This is a genomic window from Nitratireductor sp. GISD-1A_MAKvit (assembly GCF_040819555.1).
In the GTDB taxonomy this organism is placed as follows: Bacteria; Pseudomonadota; Alphaproteobacteria; order Rhizobiales; family Rhizobiaceae; genus Nitratireductor.
In genome coordinates this window covers 1,909,883-1,932,053 of sequence record NZ_CP161920.1, presented here as the reverse complement: position 1 = coordinate 1,932,053, position 22,171 = coordinate 1,909,883, and the positions used below count along the sequence as shown (strand labels likewise).

Annotated in this window: 20 protein-coding genes and 1 pseudogene; 11 read left to right on the top strand and 10 right to left on the bottom strand. The window is 58.9% G+C overall.

Going from position 1 to position 22,171, the window contains the following annotated elements; translation table 11 throughout:
• Positions 1-7 precede the first annotated feature (7 nt).
• Positions 8-244, bottom strand: a complete 237-nt coding sequence (locus AB2N04_RS10505) for a type IIL restriction-modification enzyme MmeI (RefSeq protein WP_367714461.1) — start codon at positions 242-244, stop codon at positions 8-10.
• Entirely contained in the window at positions 225-2,882 is a 2,658-nt protein-coding gene (locus AB2N04_RS10500) for a class I SAM-dependent DNA methyltransferase (protein WP_367714460.1), read from the bottom strand. The genes AB2N04_RS10505 and AB2N04_RS10500 overlap by 20 nt, the downstream gene beginning before the upstream one ends.
• Before the next feature lie 225 nt (positions 2,883-3,107).
• On the opposite strand from AB2N04_RS10500, the gene AB2N04_RS10495 reads away from it, so the two are divergent.
• The 3 genes from AB2N04_RS10495 (at position 3,108) to AB2N04_RS10485 (ending at position 5,299) form a co-directional block, all read left to right on the top strand.
• The gene (locus AB2N04_RS10495) at positions 3,108-3,974 is read left to right on the top strand and encodes a ParB N-terminal domain-containing protein (RefSeq protein ID WP_367714459.1); all 867 of its coding nucleotides are present in this window, start codon (positions 3,108-3,110) and stop codon (positions 3,972-3,974) included.
• A 405-nt stretch (positions 3,975-4,379) separates the two neighbouring features.
• Positions 4,380-4,727: a Rha family transcriptional regulator gene (locus AB2N04_RS10490; RefSeq protein WP_367714458.1), complete on the top strand. Its 348-nt coding sequence runs from the start codon at positions 4,380-4,382 to the stop codon at positions 4,725-4,727.
• Between the two features lie 26 nt (positions 4,728-4,753).
• Entirely contained in the window at positions 4,754-5,299 is a 546-nt protein-coding gene (locus AB2N04_RS10485) for a recombinase family protein (protein WP_367714457.1), read from the top strand.
• A gap of 271 nt (positions 5,300-5,570) precedes the next feature.
• Here AB2N04_RS10485 and AB2N04_RS10480 read toward each other — a convergent pair whose 3' ends face one another.
• On the bottom strand, positions 5,571-6,758 hold the full coding sequence (locus AB2N04_RS10480; RefSeq protein WP_367714456.1) for an IS481 family transposase: 1,188 nt from the start codon (positions 6,756-6,758) through the stop codon (positions 5,571-5,573).
• A 1,204-nt stretch (positions 6,759-7,962) separates the two neighbouring features.
• Between AB2N04_RS10480 and AB2N04_RS10475 the strand changes: the two genes are divergently transcribed.
• The 5 genes from AB2N04_RS10475 (at position 7,963) to AB2N04_RS10455 (ending at position 13,292) form a co-directional block, all read left to right on the top strand.
• A complete protein-coding gene (locus tag AB2N04_RS10475; RefSeq protein ID WP_367714455.1) occupies positions 7,963-9,276 on the top strand; it encodes a hypothetical protein in 1,314 nt (437 codons plus the stop codon).
• Positions 9,158-10,675, top strand: coding sequence for a hypothetical protein (locus AB2N04_RS10470; protein WP_367718703.1), 1,518 nt, complete (start codon positions 9,158-9,160; stop codon positions 10,673-10,675). Before AB2N04_RS10475 ends, AB2N04_RS10470 begins: the two co-directional genes overlap by 119 nt.
• Before the next feature lie 22 nt (positions 10,676-10,697).
• Positions 10,698-11,333, top strand: coding sequence for a hypothetical protein (locus AB2N04_RS10465; RefSeq protein WP_367718702.1), 636 nt, complete (start codon positions 10,698-10,700; stop codon positions 11,331-11,333).
• A 313-nt stretch (positions 11,334-11,646) separates the two neighbouring features.
• The gene (locus tag AB2N04_RS10460) at positions 11,647-11,817 is read left to right on the top strand and encodes a hypothetical protein (protein WP_367718701.1); all 171 of its coding nucleotides are present in this window, start codon (positions 11,647-11,649) and stop codon (positions 11,815-11,817) included.
• A 20-nt stretch (positions 11,818-11,837) separates the two neighbouring features.
• Positions 11,838-13,292 carry a deoxyribodipyrimidine photo-lyase gene (locus AB2N04_RS10455; protein ID WP_367718700.1) on the top strand — a complete coding sequence of 485 codons (1,455 nt, stop codon included), beginning with the start codon at positions 11,838-11,840 and terminating at the stop codon, positions 13,290-13,292.
• Between the two features lie 6 nt (positions 13,293-13,298).
• Here the strand turns inward: AB2N04_RS10455 and AB2N04_RS10450 are convergent, their stop codons facing one another.
• Entirely contained in the window at positions 13,299-13,595 is a 297-nt protein-coding gene (locus tag AB2N04_RS10450) for a Dabb family protein (protein WP_367718699.1), read from the bottom strand.
• A gap of 581 nt (positions 13,596-14,176) precedes the next feature.
• Here AB2N04_RS10450 and AB2N04_RS10445 point away from each other — a divergent pair.
• A pseudogene (locus tag AB2N04_RS10445) lies at positions 14,177-14,774 on the top strand (5-formyltetrahydrofolate cyclo-ligase).
• A 14-nt stretch (positions 14,775-14,788) separates the two neighbouring features.
• Here the strand turns inward: AB2N04_RS10445 and AB2N04_RS10440 are convergent.
• Positions 14,789-15,262 carry an Lrp/AsnC family transcriptional regulator gene (locus tag AB2N04_RS10440; protein WP_367718698.1) on the bottom strand — a complete coding sequence of 158 codons (474 nt, stop codon included), beginning with the start codon at positions 15,260-15,262 and terminating at the stop codon, positions 14,789-14,791.
• Positions 15,263-15,413: 151 nt separating this feature from the next.
• On the opposite strand from AB2N04_RS10440, the gene ald reads away from it, so the two are divergent.
• Positions 15,414-16,529 (top strand): alanine dehydrogenase, encoded by a 1,116-nt coding sequence (ald, locus tag AB2N04_RS10435; protein ID WP_367718697.1) that lies wholly within the window; start codon positions 15,414-15,416, stop codon positions 16,527-16,529.
• Between the two features lie 71 nt (positions 16,530-16,600).
• On the opposite strand, the gene AB2N04_RS10430 is transcribed toward ald, so the two are convergent.
• The 4 genes from AB2N04_RS10430 to AB2N04_RS10415 form a co-directional block, all read right to left on the bottom strand.
• Positions 16,601-17,158, bottom strand: coding sequence for an OmpA family protein (locus tag AB2N04_RS10430; protein ID WP_367718696.1), 558 nt, complete (start codon positions 17,156-17,158; stop codon positions 16,601-16,603).
• A gap of 89 nt (positions 17,159-17,247) precedes the next feature.
• Positions 17,248-18,102: a 3-mercaptopyruvate sulfurtransferase gene (gene sseA, locus AB2N04_RS10425; protein ID WP_367718695.1), complete on the bottom strand. Its 855-nt coding sequence runs from the start codon at positions 18,100-18,102 to the stop codon at positions 17,248-17,250.
• A gap of 15 nt (positions 18,103-18,117) precedes the next feature.
• Positions 18,118-18,861: an alanyl-tRNA editing protein gene (locus tag AB2N04_RS10420; protein WP_367718694.1), complete on the bottom strand. Its 744-nt coding sequence runs from the start codon at positions 18,859-18,861 to the stop codon at positions 18,118-18,120.
• Positions 18,858-19,892: a cysteine synthase A gene (locus AB2N04_RS10415; RefSeq protein WP_367718693.1), complete on the bottom strand. Its 1,035-nt coding sequence runs from the start codon at positions 19,890-19,892 to the stop codon at positions 18,858-18,860. Before AB2N04_RS10415 ends, AB2N04_RS10420 begins: the two co-directional genes overlap by 4 nt.
• A gap of 201 nt (positions 19,893-20,093) precedes the next feature.
• Here AB2N04_RS10415 and AB2N04_RS10410 point away from each other — a divergent pair, with 201 nt between their 5' ends.
• Positions 20,094-20,933 carry an SDR family NAD(P)-dependent oxidoreductase gene (locus AB2N04_RS10410; protein WP_367718692.1) on the top strand — a complete coding sequence of 280 codons (840 nt, stop codon included), beginning with the start codon at positions 20,094-20,096 and terminating at the stop codon, positions 20,931-20,933.
• Here AB2N04_RS10410 and AB2N04_RS10405 read toward each other — a convergent pair.
• Positions 20,930-22,171 carry an MFS transporter gene (locus AB2N04_RS10405; RefSeq protein ID WP_367718691.1) on the bottom strand — a complete coding sequence of 414 codons (1,242 nt, stop codon included), beginning with the start codon at positions 22,169-22,171 and terminating at the stop codon, positions 20,930-20,932. The genes AB2N04_RS10410 and AB2N04_RS10405 overlap by 4 nt on opposite strands.

Below are 22,171 nucleotides of genomic sequence, written 5' to 3'. Positions count from 1 at the left end.
CAGCACGCTATGGCTGTTTTGCCGCGCGCTCTTGGTTCAACTCGAACAAGCGCGCCAAGATTTCGTCATCTGACAGATCGGCAGGCCAGCCATAGGCCGCCGCTACGGCCTCATCCAGCGCCTTGTGGGCGTGCTGTAGCCATGCGGGACGTTCGTTGTAGAGATTCGTCAGGGTCCGCTTCTTGAGCTTCTGTGCGGCTTCCTCGTTGATCGGCAGGATACGGTCAGGGTAGCCGGGGACCACCTCGGGCTCCCGCTTCACGAGGTCGGGCGGGTTCAACCAGTTTTCCCGAAGCTCGTTGAGACGGGGCCGCTGCCGTGGCAATGGCGATGGCGTGAGGGTTATCGGCATAGTCCGCAGCCGGGATGTCCGGGGTCAGTCCCTCGGGGAACGGAAAGGTTTCGAAGGTGGTCGTGGGTGTGTAGCGCGGGTCGTTGCCTTTGCCGAGCCATGTCCCCATCCGCAGCGACCAAAGCTCATGAAAGCGGGAATGAAGGATGCCGAAGGTCGTATCATCATCCCGCAATGTGACCATCAACTGCGCATCAGGCAGGATGCCTTTCGGAACAAATACAAAAATTCGATGCTTCGATACGGCAGGGGTTGCGATACAGCGCGAGAGGAGAGGCAAGGCATTTCTCATTGCGGGCCTCGGGCCACCGTGTAACCACCATTTCTCAACCAACACTGGGTTGCGATTTCTCAGCCGTTCTGGCTTCACGTTCTGGAGTACATGCAGGAATGGTGCTTCAAACTCTGAGGCTGCCGATTCGGCCATTGTCATACCAAAATCAATGATCCAACGGTCAGCAGGGCGTCCTGCGACATCAGCCCCGTTCCAAACCGGCGAAAGCACCTCCGCATTCTTGCGGCCATTGGGATTTGTTGGTTCCAGCAGCATAGTGCGTGCAAGGTTTCCATCGATATCAAATGAGCCGATCTTTTTTGAGCCGTGCAGGCATACGCCTCGGTTGGCTGCCAGCTTGACAGCTCTTGTCAGATCGACCGCCTTAGCAGTGAGATCGGCATAAATCTCAGGAACAGGATGCCCATTGAGCCTTATTTGCCGCGTTCTGGTATCGAAGCAGATTATCGATACGCGCACTGCTGCCCCATCAACTACCCAGCTTTCATCTGACCAGGCTTCGAAGAGTTGCGCCTTATTGAGAGCACGCTCAACCACTCTGCGATTGGCCCCGCCACGGATACTATTTGTAACCACCAACCCAAATGCGGTAGTTTTCCCTGTTTCTAACGCACTGCTTGCCTTCTCCACCCAATAGCAAACCAAGTCAGCGCTTCTGGGAACCCGTTGCAGGTACACAGTTCGAAGAGCTTCCGATTCTGCTTCCCCCAGACGCCCTATAAGCAGGCGGTCGCCCAAGAACGGTGGATTGCCGATAATGGCGTCCGCGTTGGGCCACTCGGCTTCCACCCATCGCCCCGCTTCGTCGCTCTCTCCCGGCACCCACGTCATCAGCGCGTCACGACATTCAATTGTCTCCAACGGTTTCAAGATCGGGTTCCCACTGGCAGCGAAGCCGTTCTTTAGCATCCACTGAATTTCGCCTATCCACACCGACACGCGGGCAAGTTCGGCGGCATAGGGGTTGATCTCGATACCCTTGACCACCTCCGGGCCAATCCTCGGAAACCCCCTCGGCAGCCCCAAGGCTTCCGCTTCGACCTGCGCCCGGTGCTCCAAGTCCTTCAACGCCCGGAGCGCGAGATACAGGAAATTTCCGGAACCGCAGGCCGGGTCGAGGACGCGGAAATCTGCAAGCCGTTTCAGATGCGCGTCGAGAATACCTTGCGCTTGGTTTCGGGCCTTGGTTGCGGTTCCCCCCTTCGATGACGCAGCCTTATCCATGAGCGCCGTGATCTCGGCCTTGGCCTTCTCCCATTCTGCCGTCAGCGGTTCCACGATGACCGGGTTGATAATCATCATGATCTTTTCCCGGTCAGTATAGTGCGCGCCAAGCTGGCTGCGCTTGTCCGGGTCTAGGCCGCGCTCGAAGAGCGTTCCGAGAATGGACGGGTCTACATCACCCCAAAAGTGCTTGGCCGCCCGATGGACGATGGCGATTTCCTTCTTGTCCAGCGCGAACACGAGGTCATCGTTGAAGAGGCCGCCGTTGAACCACGCCACCTTCTCGAAGCCGATATGGCCCCCGGATTTCATCGCGGTGAACAAGCTGCGGGCGAAGCCCTCGAACTGGCTGGGGTCGTCCAGTGCCCGTTCCAACATCCGCATGAAAATGTTGTCGGGCAGCAACTTCACGTCTTCCGCAAACATGCAGAACACGAGCCGGTTGATGAAATGAGCCACCTGCTCGGGATGGTGGCCACGCCCGCGAAGGGAACGGGCAAGCTCGGCAAACTCCCCAGCGACCTCTTCGGTTAACTCCTGTCGGGTCTTTGTAGGGCGCAGCGTCTCGGGGTCGGACAGAGCAGCCTTGAGCCAGCCGCGCTTTGTCGGGTCGCCAAGATCGGCAATCGCTATCTCGTAGACCTTGGAGACAGAGTTGGTCCAGTTGGTATGGATGCGGATGGTCGTGCCTATGTCGGAGACGATCAGCAGCGGTGGGTTGTCGAGGGCAATGGCATAGCGTTGAAGCTGCGCAAACGCCGTGTCGAGGTTTGCCTTGGTCCCCTTGTATTCCCACGCGAAATGACCACGCTTGAACACGTCCGCGAAGCCGTTTCCGCCCGTGGTCTTCGATGCACCCACCTCAAAACCATAGTCCTTGCCGGTCGGGTCAACATCGGCAGGGGTCGGCTCATCCAGCATCCGGCACAGATCAAGGAAATGCTCCTGTGCGGCTGCGCGTTCCTTGAGAGATGAGTTCAGCCATTTGGTGATGAATTGTTGTGGCGTCATGCAGTGCGGGAGCTTTCGTAGGCGTTCTTGCTGGCACGAACCATATGCCGAGCGCAGGAGACACGGCAAGCTATTGCTCTGGCCGACCATCGGGTTGTGCAGCCGTGAAACTGCAATCTGGAATTACACCCCACAATTGGAGAGACACGTGCCCTCGGCCTGCGGGTCGGGGACGTTCTCCATCGCCAGCGCGATCATGCGCAATCGACAACCGATAGGACTACCATGCTCAACGATACGATTGAACAGAACCGCCTGACCTGCTCCCTTGGTGACACCAGTGACGGGCAGGAGACGGAGGACACGCTGGCCGCTGAAATGCGTCGCCTTGAAGCGTTACTCACAGACACCAGCCCGATGCCCGACCGCATGAGAGCTTCGGACCTTATTGAAACTGAACTGTTTCAGGTGCGGGCCGGTATCTTCACTGCCCACGTTGAAAGCCTATGCCGTGCCCTTGCGCACGAAGGCGACCTTCAACCCCTGCTCGTTTTGCGACGCGGGGGACAGGCGTTCCTGATCGACGGACGGCACCGGAAGCGGGCCTATGAACAGGCAGGGCGCGGTGACAGCGTTCCCGTGGTCGAGTTTCAGGGGACGCCACAGGAGGCGCTTCTGGAAGGCCAGCGCGTCAACAAGCTCCACACACTCGCCATGACGAAGGACGAGCGAATGGATTGCGCGTGGAAGCTGGTCAAGCTGGATGCGTCAGGGGCGTGTCGTTACACGCTCAAGCAGATCGCAGCGGCGGGCGTCAGTGAGCGACAGGTGACGTTCATGCGCCGGGTGCTTCGGGAGCTTGATGACGGCTTTGAACACGTCCGTTGGAAGACCGCCCAGCGCGCCCACAGCAAGGCACCGGGACGGGAATACACCGACGATGAGATTGAGGAAATGATGGAAGCGGAAGCCACTGCACTAGCCGACAGGATGGTTCGGGTGTTTGGGACGAGGTACGCCGACAGGCCGGAAATCCTTGCTAGGGCAATCGAGCAGTATGCGGGCCGCAGGACGCCGGAGCTTGCCCGTATCCTTGCCGAGCGAAGCCACAGCGATACGGAGGATGAAGAGGATGAATTCTTCGATTTCTAGCCGCTGACATAGCAAACGTTACGAGTGGCAAATTGCCACTTTTGGCGGCCGTGGAGCCGCGTTTCATCCCCGCCGGGTGCTTCCCCTTGGGCGCAACATAAGGCCGCCCTATGGTCGCAGCAGGGGCGGAGAATGGGTGTCCTGCAACGGGCGGAACCCGGCTTGTTCTTGGACAAAAATTCGAGACGGCAATCTGATTACTGGATCAACCGGGTTCCCCCCTCTGCCCCCGATTTTTTGGCGTTTTGCCGGGACCATGTTGCCGGGAGAACATGCCCCCACCCCCTCTACCAAACGCCACGGTAAAATCCTGCCGGGGAATTTCGTCCTTCCCGGCCACGGTGACGATAGGGCGTTGCGGACGGAGGGTAGCTGGCCGGAAGGCAGACCACCCTCAACCCCATCGTGACCATCAAGGACGGCAAGGTGTTTGCCAATAGCCGTGACGTGGCGGAGTTCTTTGGGAAGCAGCACATGCACGTCCTTCGTGACATTGACGCCCTGATTGAAAGCGCGCCGGAGGCATCATCCAATTTTGGATTATGCCCCTATCAGGCCGTGGCGGGTGGCCGCATGTATCGCGCCTTCGACATGACCCGAGACGGCCTCACCCTGCTCGCCATGGGCTTCACAAGCCGGGAGGTTACGCGCGTCCGAAAAGGTATACCCACAAGCGACAATGATAGCGGGACGCTTTCTGTCCGATATGGATTGACAAACAAATTATCGGACGATATTCCGATTTTGTCTTAAACCTTATCGGACAACGGGAGCTATCCATGAAAATCGCCTATGCTCGTGTTTCCTCCACCGGCCAGAACGAAGCCGCCCAAGTGGACATTCTCAACCGCCACGGGGCGGAAGAGATATTCATAGAGAAGGCCAGCGGCACGTCACGCGATGGCCGCCCCAAGCTGGCCGAAGCCATCAAGTTTACCCGCAAGGGAGACGTGTTAATGGTGACGCGGCTGGATAGGCTGGCGCGTTCCGTGTCGGACCTCCACGCCATCGCGAAGGAATTGCAGGCCAAGGGCGTTGACCTTGTGGTCACGGAACAGAACATAGACACCACGACCCCCACAGGGCGGTTGATGTTCAACATGCTCGGAGCCATTGCCGAGTTTGAGACGGACCTTCGGAAAGAGCGGCAGCTTGAAGGGATTGCCAAGGCCAAGGCCGAGGGGCGCTATAAGGGCAGGCCCGTGACGGTCGATGGTGACGGCATAAGGGCAGCTTTGGAGGCAGGGGAGAAGCCTTCGGCGGTTGCCAAGCGGTTCAACGTGGCGCGGTCTACAGTCTACCGCGTTATGGCCGAGGCTGCATGAGGGTAGCCGCGCGCTTATTTTGGCTTGTCGGTGAGGCGGGGCGTATCTATTCGTTTTGTGCTTTAAGGTCGCCCTACTTGACAAGGAGGTACACTGAAAGTACCCAGTGTGGTACACTAATCATCAGGTGGCCTTGGGATAGGCCTTCGATAACCCATTGGATTTAGACGCTTAATTTTGAAGCACGTCCCCAGTTGGAATATGCCGCCGCACCGGCCCGGGGAGCCATTCAGTTTCTGTACAGCCCGGAGACATAGGTAACAGATTGTACCTAAGACATGGGTGACAATCTCGTGCCGAACGGGTTGTCGATTGTTTGCAATGTTCTCTGCTCCAGGTCGATATATCCCAGATCATAGTGCATGAAGCTGATCAGCCAAATGCCATCATCCACCTCCTTGATTCCAAGCCTCTGACCGGCCATGACGGTCGAGACGTTGATCTTCTTTCTTGCCATGCAGATGCGACCGCATGCGGTGACGAGGATATCCTTGTCGTGGAAGGGGTATTCCACATCCGGCAACCCCTGATAGGCTCTTGAAGCAGGCGTGTAGAGCTGGGCTGGCGTTTTCATATTGAGGGCTTCGTGTGGCCGTTCCTGGTTGAACTCGCTGACGAAGTCGTCGAAGCGGGCCTGCTGCTGAAGGGTGTTCATGCCAGGCGGCCGTGCGGTCTCCTGCTTGAGGGTCCGGTGCATGCGCTCGTGGCGTCCGTTCTGTTGCGGGTGGCCCGGCCTGATGCGCTCGATGGCGATCCCCAGTCTCAACCAGAATACGGACAGCTTCGACAGGTTGTAGAGCCCGTTGGGGCTGGCAAAGGGTAAACCGTTGTCGGTGCGCATCGCACCCGGCAGACCGCGCTCCTTGAACAGGCGCAGGAAGGTCTCGATGACCGGCTTCTCCTTCGTGCTCTCAAGGGCTTCGCAGGAAAGGATCATGCGCGAATCCTGATCGGTGACCGTCAAGGGGTAACAGGTGCGACCGTTGCCGAGCTTGAACTCGCCTTTGAAATCGGCGCACCACAGATCGTTCGGGAGAGTGGCTTGCGACAACGGCGTGCCCTCGGCCTTCATCCGCCGCCTGAGGCGCGCGCGTTTGACCAGACCGTGCCGGTCGAGCACCGCATGCACCGTGGACTTGGCCGGAATGCGCACGTCGCCGGCCAGCTTGCGGACCAGCAACTCGCGTATCTTCCTGGCACCCCAGTGCGGCTTCTCGCGCTTGCTCTCGACGATCAGCTGCTCGATCTGCTCGGGCAACTGGTTGGCATAGCGCACCGGTCGCCGTGAGCGATCACAGAGCGCATCAAGACCTTCCGCCCTGTAGCGGTTGAGGATCTTGTAGCCGGTCTTGCGCGAAATGCCGAACTCCCGGCACACATCGCTCATGCCTTCTCCTTCCAGAAGGCGGGCGACAAAACGTAGACGTTCTTCCATTACCGAACTTTCTCTCCACGGCATCAACACCTCCCGCAAAGCGAAAAGTGTTACCCATGTGTCCGGTACGTTCCGTCACCTATGTCTCGGGTCGCTCATTCTTTTTGATCGATCCTGCTTTGAATAACCGAGACGTCTGAGTGTCTCGGTGTGGATCAGCTGTTTGCGCACGCATCCGTCACCTGACCAACAGCGTTCCTTCCAGAACACACAACGACCCGCCGAAACGACTGCAACATCGCGATGTCACACGCTGTGCAGCAACATCCTTTTACTGAAAAATCACTGTAACGGTTACATGCCTGTCATTGCACTTTCCGCTGACAGCACCATCCAATGAAACTCCAGTTAACTTTTTTTTAACCCTTCCGGCCACGCCGTTCCGTTCACCGCTTCTGGTACTGGGGTTTGCCGAGATGGCATCGGCACAAATCGGCGCTGACCTGGCCATATGGCTAAACCAGTTCGTTTTGCGCGACGGGAGCACAGGATGTTGAAGGTAGGTTTGGTGACGATCAGATACCTGTTGAACTCACACAGCTGCTCCTCGTCCTTGAAGCTTTGCAAAGCTCGGAAAAGCTCGCCGACGGTCAGCGGGGACAAATGGTGTGGGAAGCAGCGCGCAGAGATGATCCACCGGCGCCTGCGCACTCTCTTCCTCGTTATATTCTCAGTTCTGGCCGCAGCGTTGGCAGCCCCTGCTCAAGCACAGATCCAGAGAAATTTTATCAATCTCGGCTTCGAATCGCCGCGTCTCTCATGCCCCACCGGGCAATTGACCAGCACATGGGTCCCGGGATGGTCTACCACCCATCCAATTGCTGATGGGAACTGCGGATCTCCACGAGGACGATTGATAGAATTGTGGACAAGCGGCTTTCAGAGTGTTTTGTCGCGTGCGGGAAGACAGCACGCCGAGCTGAACGCTCATCAGTTCTCGCGCATCTACCAAACAGTGTGCCTCCTGAATGGAGACCGCGTTAACTGGGTTTTCAGCCATCGTGGCCGCTCCGGTTCCGACTCCATGGATTTCAGGATCGGAAGTGCCAGCCGCGTCGTTCGCGCTACAACCAACACTGCCGGAGGGGGCAGCGCCTCGCATTGCAGCAGCTCCGCCAACATCACCGACACCACATGCAGGTCCACCCGGGCTGGCACATGGAGAGACTATCAGGGCAGCTTCACCTGGAATGGCCCCACAAGCCTCCAGCAGTTCGGTTTTGCCGCCGTGTCCACTGCCAGCGGGAGCACTGGCGACGGCAATTTTCTTGATCAGATCCAGCTCACGATCAGCCCGCTGGTGGAGTTTTTGCAACAAACCACCAGCCATGCCGAAAGTGGCACCACTTCAAATCTGCCGCGCATCAGATTGAGCGGGAATCTACGGGCGCCGATCTCGGTCATGGTGAGCGTCGTGGGCGGCACAGCAGTGTTGAACGACGATTTCACGACCCCAAGCGGAACACCGGAATTCACCGTAAACATCCCTGCCGGAACATATTCTGGGCAACTGTTCAATCTCGGCGTGACCGTCATCGAGGATGCGGAGCAGGAGGAGGATGAAACGATCGAGTTCGAGATCCTGCCAGGTGCCAATTACCGGTTGAGCAGCACACGCACCTGCGGCGCCGACCCTTTTCAGCGCAGCACGCACACCATACTTGAAGAAAGCGTCGAAATCACGAAAACCGGAACGCACATTGATGCAAACGGTAATGGGCTGCCGGATGCCGGAGAAACCCTCTCCTACGATTTCGTCGTCTCCAACACCGGGTCGGTGGATCTTTCGCAGATCTCCGTTGCAGACCTTTCGCCGCAAGTGATGGTGACAGGCGGCCCGATCAGCCTTGCAGCGGGCGCTTCCAACGACACGGCCTTCAAAGGCACCTACACACTCACCCAGGCGGACGTTGATGCAGGCAGATTCGAGAACCAGGCCTCCGTCTCGGGGAGAGTGCGTGCCACCGGGCTGATGATTTCGGATCTCTCTGATGATCCAGACAATCCCGCGGACGTCGATACCGAAGACGATGGAGAACCGGATGACCCCACCATTCTGGAACTTCCCTCTTCCCCCGCTTACACACTCGAAAAAAGTTCCACAGTCATCGATGTCAACGGAAATGGCCGACCGGATGCCGGCGACAAGATCGACTACACATTTACTGTCGAAAACACTGGCAATGTCACTTTGAGCAACATCACTGTGTCTGATGCCCAAGTGACGTTCTCAAACGACACGCTTGCGACACTCGCGCCGGGGCCGATCCGATACAAGCATTCGCGGCACCTACACGATCACCCAGGCCGACATGAATCGGGGCAAGATCGAAAACAGCGCCACGTCCACCGCCTCTCCCCCTGTAGGCGCCCCCCTTACCGTCGACTCCTCCCCGCCTGGAGGGGAGCCAGGCAGTCCGACAGTGACGGAGCTCCAGCAGGAAGGCGAAATAGACCTCCTCAAAGAGGCCGAGCATCAGGACACAGATGGCGATGGTGTTGTGGAGAAGGGCGAAAAAATTCTCTATCGTTTTACTGTTGAGAACATCGGCAATGTGACGCTTACAGACATCTCCGTCGAAGACGACAAGGCTGTCATCACCGGAGGTCCACTGACCAGCCTGCAGCCGGGCAGCCACGATGCGACAACCTTCACGGGCGAGTATACGATTGCACAGGAAGACGTGGATGCAGGCTTCCTCGAAAATGTGGCCATGGCGAAAGGGCTCGACCCAGCCAATGTTGAGGTGACCGCCAGATCGCACGGTCCGGGCGGTGAAGCGGGCGATGCCACTTCATTCGTGATTCCGAGTTCCGCCGCTCTGCAACTTTTCAAGACCGGCTCGTTCGAACCGGCTGACGATATCAATGGAAACGGGTTCCCCGACCCTGGAGAACTGGTGCGATTCAAGTTCAAGGTCGTGAATTCGGGCAATGTAACACTTTCGAACATCACGATAAACGACCCGGATGCGAGTATCGCAGGCGGGCCCATCGCCAGCCTGCCCGCTGCCCAGTCCGATACGGTCACCTTCACCGGAACCCATGTTCTGACCCTTGACGAGGTGAATGCAGGACAGGCGATCAACCAGGCCACCGTTCACGGTGTCGCCCCCAACGGCACAACAGCCAGCGATCTGTCGGACGATCCGGAGAACACGGCGAATGAAGACATAGAGGGAGACGGTGAACCCGACGACCCGACGGTCGTCCGATTACTGCAAAACCCGTCGCTTCTGGCTGAAAAATCGGGCAGTTTTCAAGGCGCACCGAGTGGGACGGCCAATCCGGGTGACACGATTCTGTACCAGATCACGGTCACCAATACCGGTAGCGTCACGGTCTACGATGTTTCACCGATGGACCCGGGACCGACGTTTGGAGGAAGACCGGCGACCGGAACCCTTACCGCATTCTCTCCCAACAAAGTCGACCTCGACCCTGGCGAAAAGGGGCACTTCTCCGCGACTTACACATTGACCTCAGAAGACCTTTCCAACGCGCAGAACAGTGAAAACGGTGTTCAAAACTCTGCGACGGCAACTGGCACGGGGCCGAAAGGCCAGAATGCAGAGTCACCGCCTTCGGAACCGGCCACGGTGACACTACCTGGTTATCTCATTACCAAAATCGCGGACGTATCGGAGGTTCAACGTGGCGAATCGCTGTTCTACACAATCAGTTTGAAGTCCATCGGGCAGACCGTGCCGACAATGGTCGACGTCGTGGATGAGATTCCCGCTTCTTTCGTCTACGCACCGGGCAGCACCACGCTGGACGGGGAGGTTCTGACGCCCGAAATCGAAGGTCGGAGGCTCATCTTCAGGAACGTTACGCTTCAGCCGGACAAAGAGAGAGAAATCAGGCTCGAGTTCAGCGTGAGCCCCACAGCCGAACCCGACAGCTACACCAACCGGGGCCTGGGCAGAAGAAGTGGATAGGGGCATCGTTTCAGGAATCGCTTTGTCGACCGTCAAGGTGGTTTCAGAAGCACTCTTCGATTGCAGCGCTCTGCTTGGAAAAGTGTTCGACGACAAAAATCAGAATGGCTATCAGGATGACGGAGAGCCCGGAATTCCATCTGCCCGGGTGGCAAGTGCGAAGGGGTTGCTCATCACCTCGGACGCGCAGGGTCGGTTTCATGTTCCTTGCGCAGACTTGCCAGATTCACGTATCGGCACCAATTACGCGTTAAAACTCGACACGCGCTCCCTTCCTTCCGGTTATCGCCTAACAACGGAAAACCCCCGCGTGGTGCGCCTTACGAAAGGGAAGGCCAGCAAGTTCTCCTTCGGAGCAGCCATCGGTCGCGTCGTGCGCCTCGATCTTGCCGACCATGCCTTCATACCCGGGCAAAAGGAACTCAGGTCCGAATGGCTTGCCCAGATCGAGAATCTGATCGCCCTGCTCGAAAAAGAGCCCTCCGTGCTCCGCCTGTCCTATGCGGGTAGCAGCAGGCGGTTGGGACAGCAAAGGCTGAAAGCGATACGCCGAACCATCGAAAACGAATGGCGCAGGGCCGGCGGCCGCTACAGACTGGAGATCGAAGCCAGGGTACAGCTTGTCGGCAACCGGCCCCGTAAGGTCAGGTTCGAATAGGCAGCGTCGAGTGCCGGAAACCTGCGCGGCCGGTTCCATGGACCGGTCGCTTCGCACACCTTTAGCCCACTATCCAGACCTTCCCGCCCCTCTCACCGGCTCCCGATGATCAGCTGTTGAAAAGCTGCTTCGTGTTGCGTGAAATGCGCGGGAACGATTTCGAGCGTCGCAGATTATCGTAACATAAAAAAATTCGAATGCCTTGTCGGGCGTTCCGGGACTGGCGGGTACAATGGCACACAACATAAAGGACGGCTCCCCCGATCAAGATGACAGGGCGAACGTTTTACAAATTTCTCTCCCGGCAGATATCATGGCATTCGTCGACCGACACCGGCATGCACAGAAGTTGACGCCCTCGCGTGAGGAGACCGTCATCGCGGTCCTGCGCTCCTGGGCTGGTGGAAAAGACTACTGGAAGGAGATACAGACTCCCGCCGGGGGACTGCGTCCCGAACAGCTCAACGCCACCAATGACGATTGAACATATCCGGTGTCTCCTCGATGATTGAAACGGAAAGCCACGCCCCGATTATGGTGCTTTTCCGAAACGATCTGCGCGTCTCCGACAATCTTGCTCTTTGCGCAGCGGCCGCAACCGGGCGGCCCATCATCCCCGCCTTCATCCTTGACGAGAAAAGCGAACAAGCCCGTCCCGTGGGTGGAGCCCGGCGCTGGTGGCTCCACCACAGCCTCGCGGCATTGGCGGATGATCTGGAGCGGCTCGGCCCGCGCCTGATCTTCCGCAGTGGAAAAATGGCCGAAGTGGCCGTATCTATCGCGGTTGAAGCGGGTGCAGGCGACGTTTACTGGAACCGCCGCTACGAGCCTGCCGGGATGGCTGCCGACGCCAAGATGGCGACCGCACTTCAAGAAAACGACATTGCGGTGGAAAGTTTTTCCGGACACCTGCTGCACGAGCCCTCCCGCCTGAAGACCGGCTCAGGGCGGCCCTATCGGGTGTTCACGCCCTTCTGGCGCACACTGCTTGAAAGCCTCCATCCCCGTCCGCCCGCCGATCGCCCCAAACAGCTCAATCCATGCGATATGGATGTTGCAAGCGACCGGCTCGAAGACTGGGAGCTACTGCCGAAGACGCCCGACTGGGCCTCCGGCCTGCGGGAGACCTGGAAGCCGGGCGAAGCGGGCGCTCATGAAAGGCTTGCCGCTTTTCTCGAAGAAACCGGCGACGGCTACCACACCCGGCGTGATCTGATGGGAGAGACAGGCACTTCTGCCCTTTCCCCTCACCTTGCCCACGGGGAGATCACCCCATTCCAGATCTGGCACGCACTTGAAGACCCCGGCTCGATGTCCGGCGAGGATGTTCAGACCTTCCGAAGAGAACTCGGATGGCGCGAATTCTGCTGGCACCTTCTGTTCCATAACCCGAAACTGGCAACGGAAAATTTCAACCGGGATTTCGACGCGTTTCCCTGGCGAAAAGACGCGCTGGCCCTTCGCCGCTGGCGTCGCGGAGAGACGGGTTACCCGGTGGTCGACGCCGCCATGCGTGAGCTTTGGCAGACCGGCTGGATGCACAATCGCGCCCGGATGGTTGTCGCTTCGTTCCTCATCAAACATCTAGGCATACACTGGCGCGAAGGCGAGGAATGGTTCTGGGAAACGCTGGTTGATGCCGATCCGGCAGCGAACGCCGCCAACTGGCAATGGGTCGCGGGTTCGGGGGCCGATGCCGCCCCCTTTTTCCGGATATTCAATCCTGTTCTACAGGGTGAGAAGTTCGACCCGAAGGGCCGCTACGTGCGCCAGTACGTTCCCGAAATCAGCACACTGGACGACAAGAACCTTCATACCCCCTGGAGAGCCCCGAAAGAAGCGATGGAGACGGCCGGCATCGAGCTTGGCAAAACCTACCCCCGGCCCATGGTCGACCACAAGACCGCGCGGGAGCGTGCTCTGGATGCATACAGGTCGGTGAAAAACCCGCCTTCGTAGCGCAGCTCAGCCCGTCCTGCGGGAAACGAAATCGGCTGCCATGCGGATTTCGCGCATTGGCCGCACCTTGGCCGTGCACGCATCGTAGATCGGGTGGGCCTTGTAGGCGGCCAGGGCAGCCTCGTCGCGAAATTCCGCATACACGACAACATCGACTTCCGTCCCGATCTGATCGACCTTGCGATTGATACCCACCTCGAAAAAGTCAGAATGCGGGATGTCGGCAAGCACGCCAAGTCCTTCGGCGATCTGCTCCACATCCGCCTGATCCTTGGCGCTGAAGAAAACGATATGTCGAATCATAGGCGGCCTCCATTACAACTGCGCGCGCAACTCGCTTGCCTGGCGCCCCGATGTCAATGTGACATCGGATAACCTTACCGGAATCATCGCTGTAGCATTACCTGGCAAACATCTGTTTCCAAACCAGGAAAACAGACCGCGACACCCGCATATGCAACATGTATCCTGCTGCGCCAACGCTGCGACCGCAGCAGGCCATATACCGATGGAGACCTGTTCCCGAAAAGGGTTCAAACCCGGAGTTTCAGGTCGGGCTCACCAGCACCAGCGCCGATGCGGCTGCTTCGTCAGGAACGTGCTATGGTATGTCATGTTCTTCATCGAAAGCCCCCTGTCTGCTTGCAGGCATGCAACGGGTCCGCTCGAGGACACATGACGGGCCATCGCTGCAGGCTTCCACTCCCATTGCGCGGCCAGCGTTCCCATCGGCTACAATACGAACCTGCCACGTCGTGGAAAGAACAGCCTTAAGGCAGGGTATCCGCCAGGCTGCATGTCGTGCGAGTGATTTCCAAGGAGGCATCCCGTTGACCGAAACACCAGATGGCAAAGGCAAGACACATGCTTCCCCACCTTGCTACATGCACGAAATCGAAGGTGAAGCTGCACCATCAAGCAGGGAGCACTGGCCGGAAGTTCGCCGCTGGCGCAAGGCCACACGCGAGCGTTTGATCGCGGAACGCCTGGCCATTCCTGCCGTCGAGCGAAAAAACCTCGCCGAAACCATTGCGCACAAACTCGACCGCCTGATTGACGATCCCTCGGAGCGTGTGGTTGGACTTTACTGGCCGTTCCGTGGCGAACCGGATCTGCGTGCCTGGCTGGCTTCTCTTTATGAACGCGGTGCCGCCGCGGCACTGCCGGTGGTGGTTGCCAAGGGCCGCCCCCCTCGTCTTCCGCTCCTATCGTCCCGGCGACACACTGGAACGCGGTGTATGGAACATCCCCGTGCCCGCCCATGGCAGCCAGGTCATTCCCGATATTGTCATCTCACCGCTGGTCGGGTTCGATCCCGGGGGCTACCGGCTTGGCTATGGAGGCGGTTTCTACGATCGCACGCTCGCCGTCCTGCCGAAAAAACCCTTGATCATCGGTATCGGTTACGCCTTCTCCAGCTTGCCCACGATCTACCCGCAGCCGCACGACATCCCGATGGATCACATCGTCACGGCAGGCTGATGGCTGCCAGACGTTCAGACAAACTGCGGTTTCAGCCCCACAGCGGTGCGGTCCACCACTTCGCGCAACGCAAAGGCGGAATTGATCTTGATGACATGCGGCATGCCTGTCAGCCATTCCTTGTGGACCCGCTCATAATCCTGCAGGTCCCGCGCAGCAATTCGCAGAACGTAGTCATACTCGCCCGACATCAGATGGCACGACACCACATTCGGACAACGCTGCACCGCGGCTTCGAACTCGCTGAGCGTGCGCTCGAACTGCCCCGACAGCGAGATATGCACAATAACCGTCACGCCATGACCGAGGGCTGCATTTGACAGCCTTGCGTGGTATCCCTTGATAACTCCGCTCTTTTCAAGATTGTCGAGACGGCGGGAACAGGCCGATTGAGATAGCCCTACCTTCTCTGCCAGAGCGGAATTCGAGATCCGACCATCTTTCTGGAGAACCTCCAGAATGGCGATATCAATCCTATCAAGAGCCATTAATCGAATTTCCTCCCACATAAACTCTATTTTACGCAAAAAATAACGAAAATCTCGCCACAACGCAAACATCTTCGCAAGGACGTTCCGCATTTTTTGTGGTCTCATCCATTGAGCCAGGAACATCGCAAATCGTTTGGAGGAGACACGGATGCGCGTCGGCTGCCCGAAAGAGATCAAGAATCACGAATATCGCGTCGGCCTGACGCCCGGATCGGTGCGCGAATATGCAGCGCATGGACACGAAGTGCTTGTCGAAACCGGCGCCGGCTCCGGCATCGGTGCCGACGACAATGCCTATCGTGCAGCCGGTGCCACCATTGTCCGCTCGGCAGAAGAGGTTTTCGCCAGATCGGACATGATCGTCAAGGTCAAGGAACCGCAGCCATCCGAGTGGGTGCAGCTGCGTGAAGATCAGATACTGTACACCTATCTCCACCTGGCACCCGACCCGGATCAGACGCGCGGGCTTGTCGAATCCGGCGCCACCGCCATCGCCTACGAAACCGTCACCGACATGCGCGGCGGGCTCCCGCTTCTGGCTCCCATGTCCGAGGTCGCCGGTCGTCTGGCCATTCAGGCGGGAGCCACCGCGCTTCAGAAAGCCAATGGCGGGCGTGGCGTTCTGCTTGGCGGCGTGCCCGGCGTGCTACCTGGCAAGGTGGCCATCATCGGTGGCGGCGTGGTCGGCCTCAATGCCGCCAAGATGGCCGTTGGCCTCGGAGCGGATGTCACGATCATTGACCGTTCCATTCCGCGCCTGCGCGAGCTCGACGATCTCTTCAACGGCCGCGTCCACACGCGCTACTCCACGGTCGAAGCCCTGGAGGAAGAGTGCTTCTCATCTGATATCGTTGTCGGTGCCGTGCTCATCCCGGGCGCTGCCGCCCCCAAACTCGTCACCCGCGAGATGCTTTCAGGCATGAAAAACGGCGCCGTGTTGGTCGACGTTGCCATCGATCAGGGGGGCTGTTTCGAGACCTCGCATGCCACCACACATTCAGACCCGACCTATGAAGTCGACGACATCATTCACTACTGCGTGGCCAATATGCCCGGTGCGGTTCCGGTAACCTCAGCCCATGCGCTGAACAACGCCACGCTCCACTACGGTCTTCAGCTGGCCGACAAGGGGCTCAAGGCACTGGTCGACGATCAGAACCTGCGTAATGGACTGAATGTTCACAAGGGACGTATCACCAATCAGGCCGTAGCTGAAGCGCTGGGCTATGACCTCGCCGAGCCCCAATCTGCGCTCGCCGCCTGATACTGACAGGACCCAACACCTCTTCGCCGACCGGAAACCGTTTCTCAATTCCTTTCCGGTCGGCGTTTCAGTCAGCGAAGAAAGTCGTCCACACGCCGCAGCGTCACGCGCCGGTTGCGCCAGTCCTCATGCGGTGTGGGTATGAGAAGAAACTCCTCACCATAGCCCACCGTTTCCAGCATGCGCGCGGGAACGCCAAACTCCCTGACCAGAACACGCCTCAGCGAGACAGCCCGACGCTCCGACAGACGTTGATTGTATCCGAAGGAGCCCACAGCGTCCGTATGGCCTTCCAACAGCACCACCGTCCGTGGGCGTCGCCGGCGCAGACGGAGCAGCGCATTCGCAATTTCCTCCACCTTGCGGAACTGCGAATGGGGAACAGCCGCCGAATCGAAACCGAAATTGATCGCCTGAATATCGATCGACGGCGCACGGCGGCGCAGGTCAGGCCGGCGCTTCAGTTCCCGCACGGTAACCCGGTCCTGTGGCCGTATGCGCGTTGTCGGTGCAGCTTCGAGGCTGCGCTGGATGCGCGAGGCCGACGGCATGGAGGATTGCGCCATGACCACCGAAGGCATCAGCGATGCAGCAATGGTCGCGCCAAGCAACTGACGACGATTGAGCATGGGAAATTCCTTTCAGGAACGGTTCATCGACGGCAGGCATCCTTGTGCAGCACTGCTGAATTGACGATGAACGCTGCGTTGTCCTGCTTTCAGCTTTCCGGACCGGTGACGACCGGAGTATCATCGCGCCCGCCCCACTCGGTCCAGGAGCCGTCGTAGAGGCGGTTGTCGGTGTGTCCAACCGTTTCAAGCGCCAGCGTCACCACTGCCGCCGTCACGCCCGAACCACATGACGTCACCACGGGACGCTCCAGATCCAGGCCCGAGCGCTCTAACAGGGCCCTGAGTTCGGCCGGCGGCAGAAGCCTGCCATCGCGCGAAAGTGCCGATGCCGGCACATTGCGCGCGCCCGGCATGTGGCCCGACCGCATACCTGCACGCGGCTCGGGTTCAGCCCCCGAGAACCGGCCGGCCGGGCGTGCATCGGCGATCTGGGCTGATCCGTCTGCAACGAGTTCTCTGACAGCATCGAGATCCGCAATACGTGCCCCATTCAGCCTGGCATTGAAAACGCAAGGCGCAACCTTTGTCGGCACGTCGGTCAATGGCCGCCCCTCCGCCTTCCAGCCATCCAGCCCACCGTCGAGCACGCGCACATCCTTTGCTCCCATCACCCGGAACATCCACCACACCCGTGGCGCAGAAAACAGGCCCGGGCCGTCATAAACGACAATCGTGTCGGTTTCGGAGATCCCCATCGCGCTTGCGTGCTTTTGAAAAGTCGGCGCGTCCGGCAGCGTGTGCGGCAGATCCGCATGGGGGTCGACCACCTCGTCCTGATCGAAGAACACGGCGCCGGGAATGTGTGCAGCGTCATATTCCGCCTTCGCATCCCGCTTCTGGGCCGGCAGATACCACGAGGCGTCCACGATGGAGAGACCGGGCTGGTCGAGCCGCTCCTCCAGCCAGGCAGACGAAACGGTAAATCGACTTGTTTCGCTCATCAGATCCTCGCAGTTCTAGTTTGCCGGCAACGGGCCGAAACGGATGCGGAAGCGCCGGTTCTCCCGACCTTTCTTCTCGATCTTGCCGATGTGGATCTCTCCCACTTCGGCGGTGCTCGCAACGTGTGTCCCCCCACAGGGCTGGCTGTCGATTGCCGCCTCGTCACCAATGCATACGAGCCTTATCCGTCCGGCCCCCTTGGGTGGACGGACATTTTTCGATTTCACAAGATCAGGATTGGAGTCCAGCTCCTCTTCACTGATCCACCGCGTGAACACGGGATGAGCCGCGTTCACGAGCTCCATCAGACGCCCCGTCACGTCTTCCTTGGTAACCGACGCATCCGGCAGATCGAAATCCACACGCGAATCCGTCTCGCTCACCGAGGCTCCGGTAATCGGAAAGGGACAGATCACACTCAGCAGGTGACAGGCCGTGTGCATGCGCATCAGTTTGAAACGGCGATCCCAGTCGATCGACAATTGCAGCGTTTCTCCGACTTCGGGAAAAACCTGCTCGGCCGCCGGCACGTGGATGATCTCGTCCTTCGTCTCACCGGTCACGGTCGCTGCGATCTTAATGACCGAACCGTCCTCACGGACAAAACGCCCAGTGTCGCCGGGCTGACCACCGGAGGTGGCGTAAAACATTGTCCGATCAAGCAGTATACCGCCGCGATTGTTTATTGCGACGACACGCGCCGCCCCCTCCCGCAAATAAGCGTCGTCGCGAAAAAGCACCTGCGTCTGCGTCATCAACCGATCTCCTCGAAGGGAGCACTTATCTTCGGTTTTCGCTCCATCCAGTCAGGCACCGGAAGCCCTTTTTCACGCAGAAAGGCCGGGTTGAAAAGCTTGGATTGATAGCGCGTTCCATAGTCGCACAGAACCGTAACGATGCGATGTCCCGGCCCCAGCTCACGGGCAAGGCGGATGGCACCGGCAATGTTGATGCCCGAGGAACCACCCAGACAGAGCCCCTCCTCCTGAACCAGATCGAACACGATCGGGAGCGCTTCCTCATCGGGGATCTGATAGGAAAAGTCCGGAGTGAACCCGTCCAGGTTGGCCGTAATCCGTCCCTGGCCGATGCCCTCGGTGATCGAGGTCCCCTCGGATTTCAGCTCACCATCGCTGTAAAAGCTGTAGAGCGCGGCGCCCATCGGGTCAGCCAGCGCCACCTTCACATTCCTGCTTTTGTCACGCAGCCCCTCCGCAACACCGGCCAGTGTGCCGCCCGTGCCCACGGCCGAAACGAAACCATCGATCCTGCCATCGGTCTGGTCCCATATTTCCCGCGCCGTGGTTTCGACATGGCCTTGGCGATTGGCCACGTTGTCGAACTGGTTTGCCCAGATCGCCCCGTTCGGTTCCGTTTTGGCCATCTGCTCTGCCAGTCGGCCAGAAACCTTCACGTAGTTGTTCGGATTCCTGTAGGGCACAGCCGGCACCTCGATCAATTCTGCACCCAGAACCCGCAGGGCATCTTTCTTCTCCTGGCTCTGCGTATCGGGAATGACAATGACCGTACGATAGCCAAGCGCCTTGGCCACCACGGTCAGCCCGATGCCCGTATTGCCGGCAGTCCCCTCCACGATAACGCCTCCTGGTTTCAGCAGGCCACGCCTTTCCGCATCTCGTATGATGAAGAGCCCTGCACGGTCCTTGACCGACTGTCCGGGGTTCATGAACTCGGCCTTGCCGAAAATCTCGCAACCCGTCTCCTCCGAGGCCCGCTTCAAGCGGATCAGCGGAGTGTTGCCGATCACATCCACAACCGAGTTTTTCATAGCGCCCTCTTTCGATTTTTCCGGAGGGTAGAAAGCCCGAACCTGCGTTGCAAGGAGGGATTTTTCACGACATCCGAAAAGCACGCAAAGCTGTCGCATATTGGGTGGAAAGATAAACATTTTCAGTGCGTACAATACTAAGATGCTTTTCATCAGGTGAGCCTCCCGGTAAACCTCACCACACGTTGATGGGGGTATGGGATGGCGCTTTACCGGGCCGCACCGGATGATGGGATAGCTTGGGTCACTGGTGCCAGCACCGGGATTGGCCGCGCACTTGCCATTGATCTTGCCCGTTCCGGCTACACGGTTGCAGCCACTGCCCGCGCCGAAGACGGGCTGTCTTCCATTGTCGCGGAAGCGGAAAATCTCAAGGGCCGCATCTTCGTGTTTCCCTGTGACGTCATGGACGAGGCAGGCATGGCGCGCACCGTCGCTGCGGTGGAGAAAAACCTCGGTCCCATCGTGCTCGCCGTTTTCAACGCAGGCACCTACCTCCCGGTCCGGGGAGATCGCCTCGAAACGACCAATTTCGTACGAAGCTACGAAATCAACGTGTTCGGTGTTCTCAACGGCCTGGTTCCGCTATCGGACCGAATGCGGGATCGCGGTTTCGGACAGGTGGTGGTCATGGGGTCGGTCACATCGTTTTTTGGCATGCCCTCAACCGCTGCCTACGGTTCGACAAAAGCTGCGCTCAACAACATGTTGGAGGGGCTGCGCTATGACTTCGAGAAACTCAACATCCGCGCGCAGATCATCAATCCGGGTTTTGTCGCCACCCCTTTGACCGACAAGACCGGTTTCGCGATGCCTGCCCTGTTGAGCGCACCTGAAGCTGCACGCCGCATCGCACGCGGCATTCGCCAAGGGGGATATGAGATCACTTTTCCCAGGCGTCTTGTCTGGCCACTGAAACTCCTGCGTCTTCTGCCCAGGCCCCTCACGTTTCATATCATGTATCGGCTCACCGGGTGGCACAGGCGAACGGTCGGCCCTCGCAAAAAGCCACGGGGCTCACCACTTAACAGCCAGAACTAGGATCCGGAGCTGTTCATCTGTCCGTGGGGGCGATGCACCCGCTCCATTTCCGGTGGCGCATCCTTGCAGAACAGGTAAATCGCGAGCGCTGCGGCAATCAGCACGCCATAGAATATGAACAGGGTCTGATAGGCCGCCACAGGAGCCCCTGGCAAGGTAGCCGCAGACACCACACCGCCGGTCATGAACTGCATCACGCCAGCACCTCCCACCGAAAAAAAGTTCAGGAGCGTTACGCCCCGGCCCGTCAGATGCGCCGGCACGAAAGCGCGTCCGTGGGCCATCAGAAGGCCGTAACTCGCACCGCAAATGCCAATCACCACGAAGGCGACCGTGGTGGTCGTAATGTTTGACACCGGTATCAAGGCGAGGAAAAGAATGGCGACCCAACCAACGAAATTTCCACCGAAAGCCACCCATTTGCGCGTCTTGAAAAAGACGTCCAGCGGCCCGTAGACAAAACTGCCGGCAGACATTGCAAGAGCCATGAACAGCGTGACCTGCCCGATCAGTAGCGCGTTGGCGTTGTAGACATCGGAGAGATAAGGCCCCGCCCAAAGCCCGCGAATGCCCGCAGCCGGCGCATAATTGAGTGCTGTCAGAGGCAGGATCGGCCACAGGACCCGAAGTCGGAGAAGCTCCTTGTAGCCACTGAAACCCAGTCCCACTTCCGGCATGATTTTTCCGTCCGGCTCTGGGTCCCGGACGAGAAAATGAATGGCAACGCCGGTGAGAATGGTGAACGCGGCCAGAGCGGCCATGACGCCGCGCCAGCCAAATGCCTCGGCAGCGGCGGCCATGGGCGCAGAACCCACCACATTGCCGAGCGTGCCAAACGCCACCAGCCAGGAGATCAGGATGGTGAGCCGCCCGGCCGAGAAGGATTTTGCAAAAATGAAGACCGAAGCCATCAGCACGGCAGAGCAGCCGGCTCCGTTTAGTGCCATGGCGACAATGATCGTACCGGGGGTCGGGGCGAGCGCAAACATCAGCGCTCCGCCGCCACCGCAAACTGTCAGAAGAAACGCTGCCGTCCGGCGCGGGCCATAGCGGTCGAGAGAAACGCCGACAGCAAACTGCATCAGCGCAAAAACGACAAACCAGGCACCCGAGGCCATGGACAACTGTGCCTTGGTCGCCCCCAGCTCACCGATCAGGGCTGGAGTCAGAACAGCCAGAAATGACCGGTAGAATTGCGACAGGACATAGCCGATCGCCAGCGCTGCAAGACCGATCAT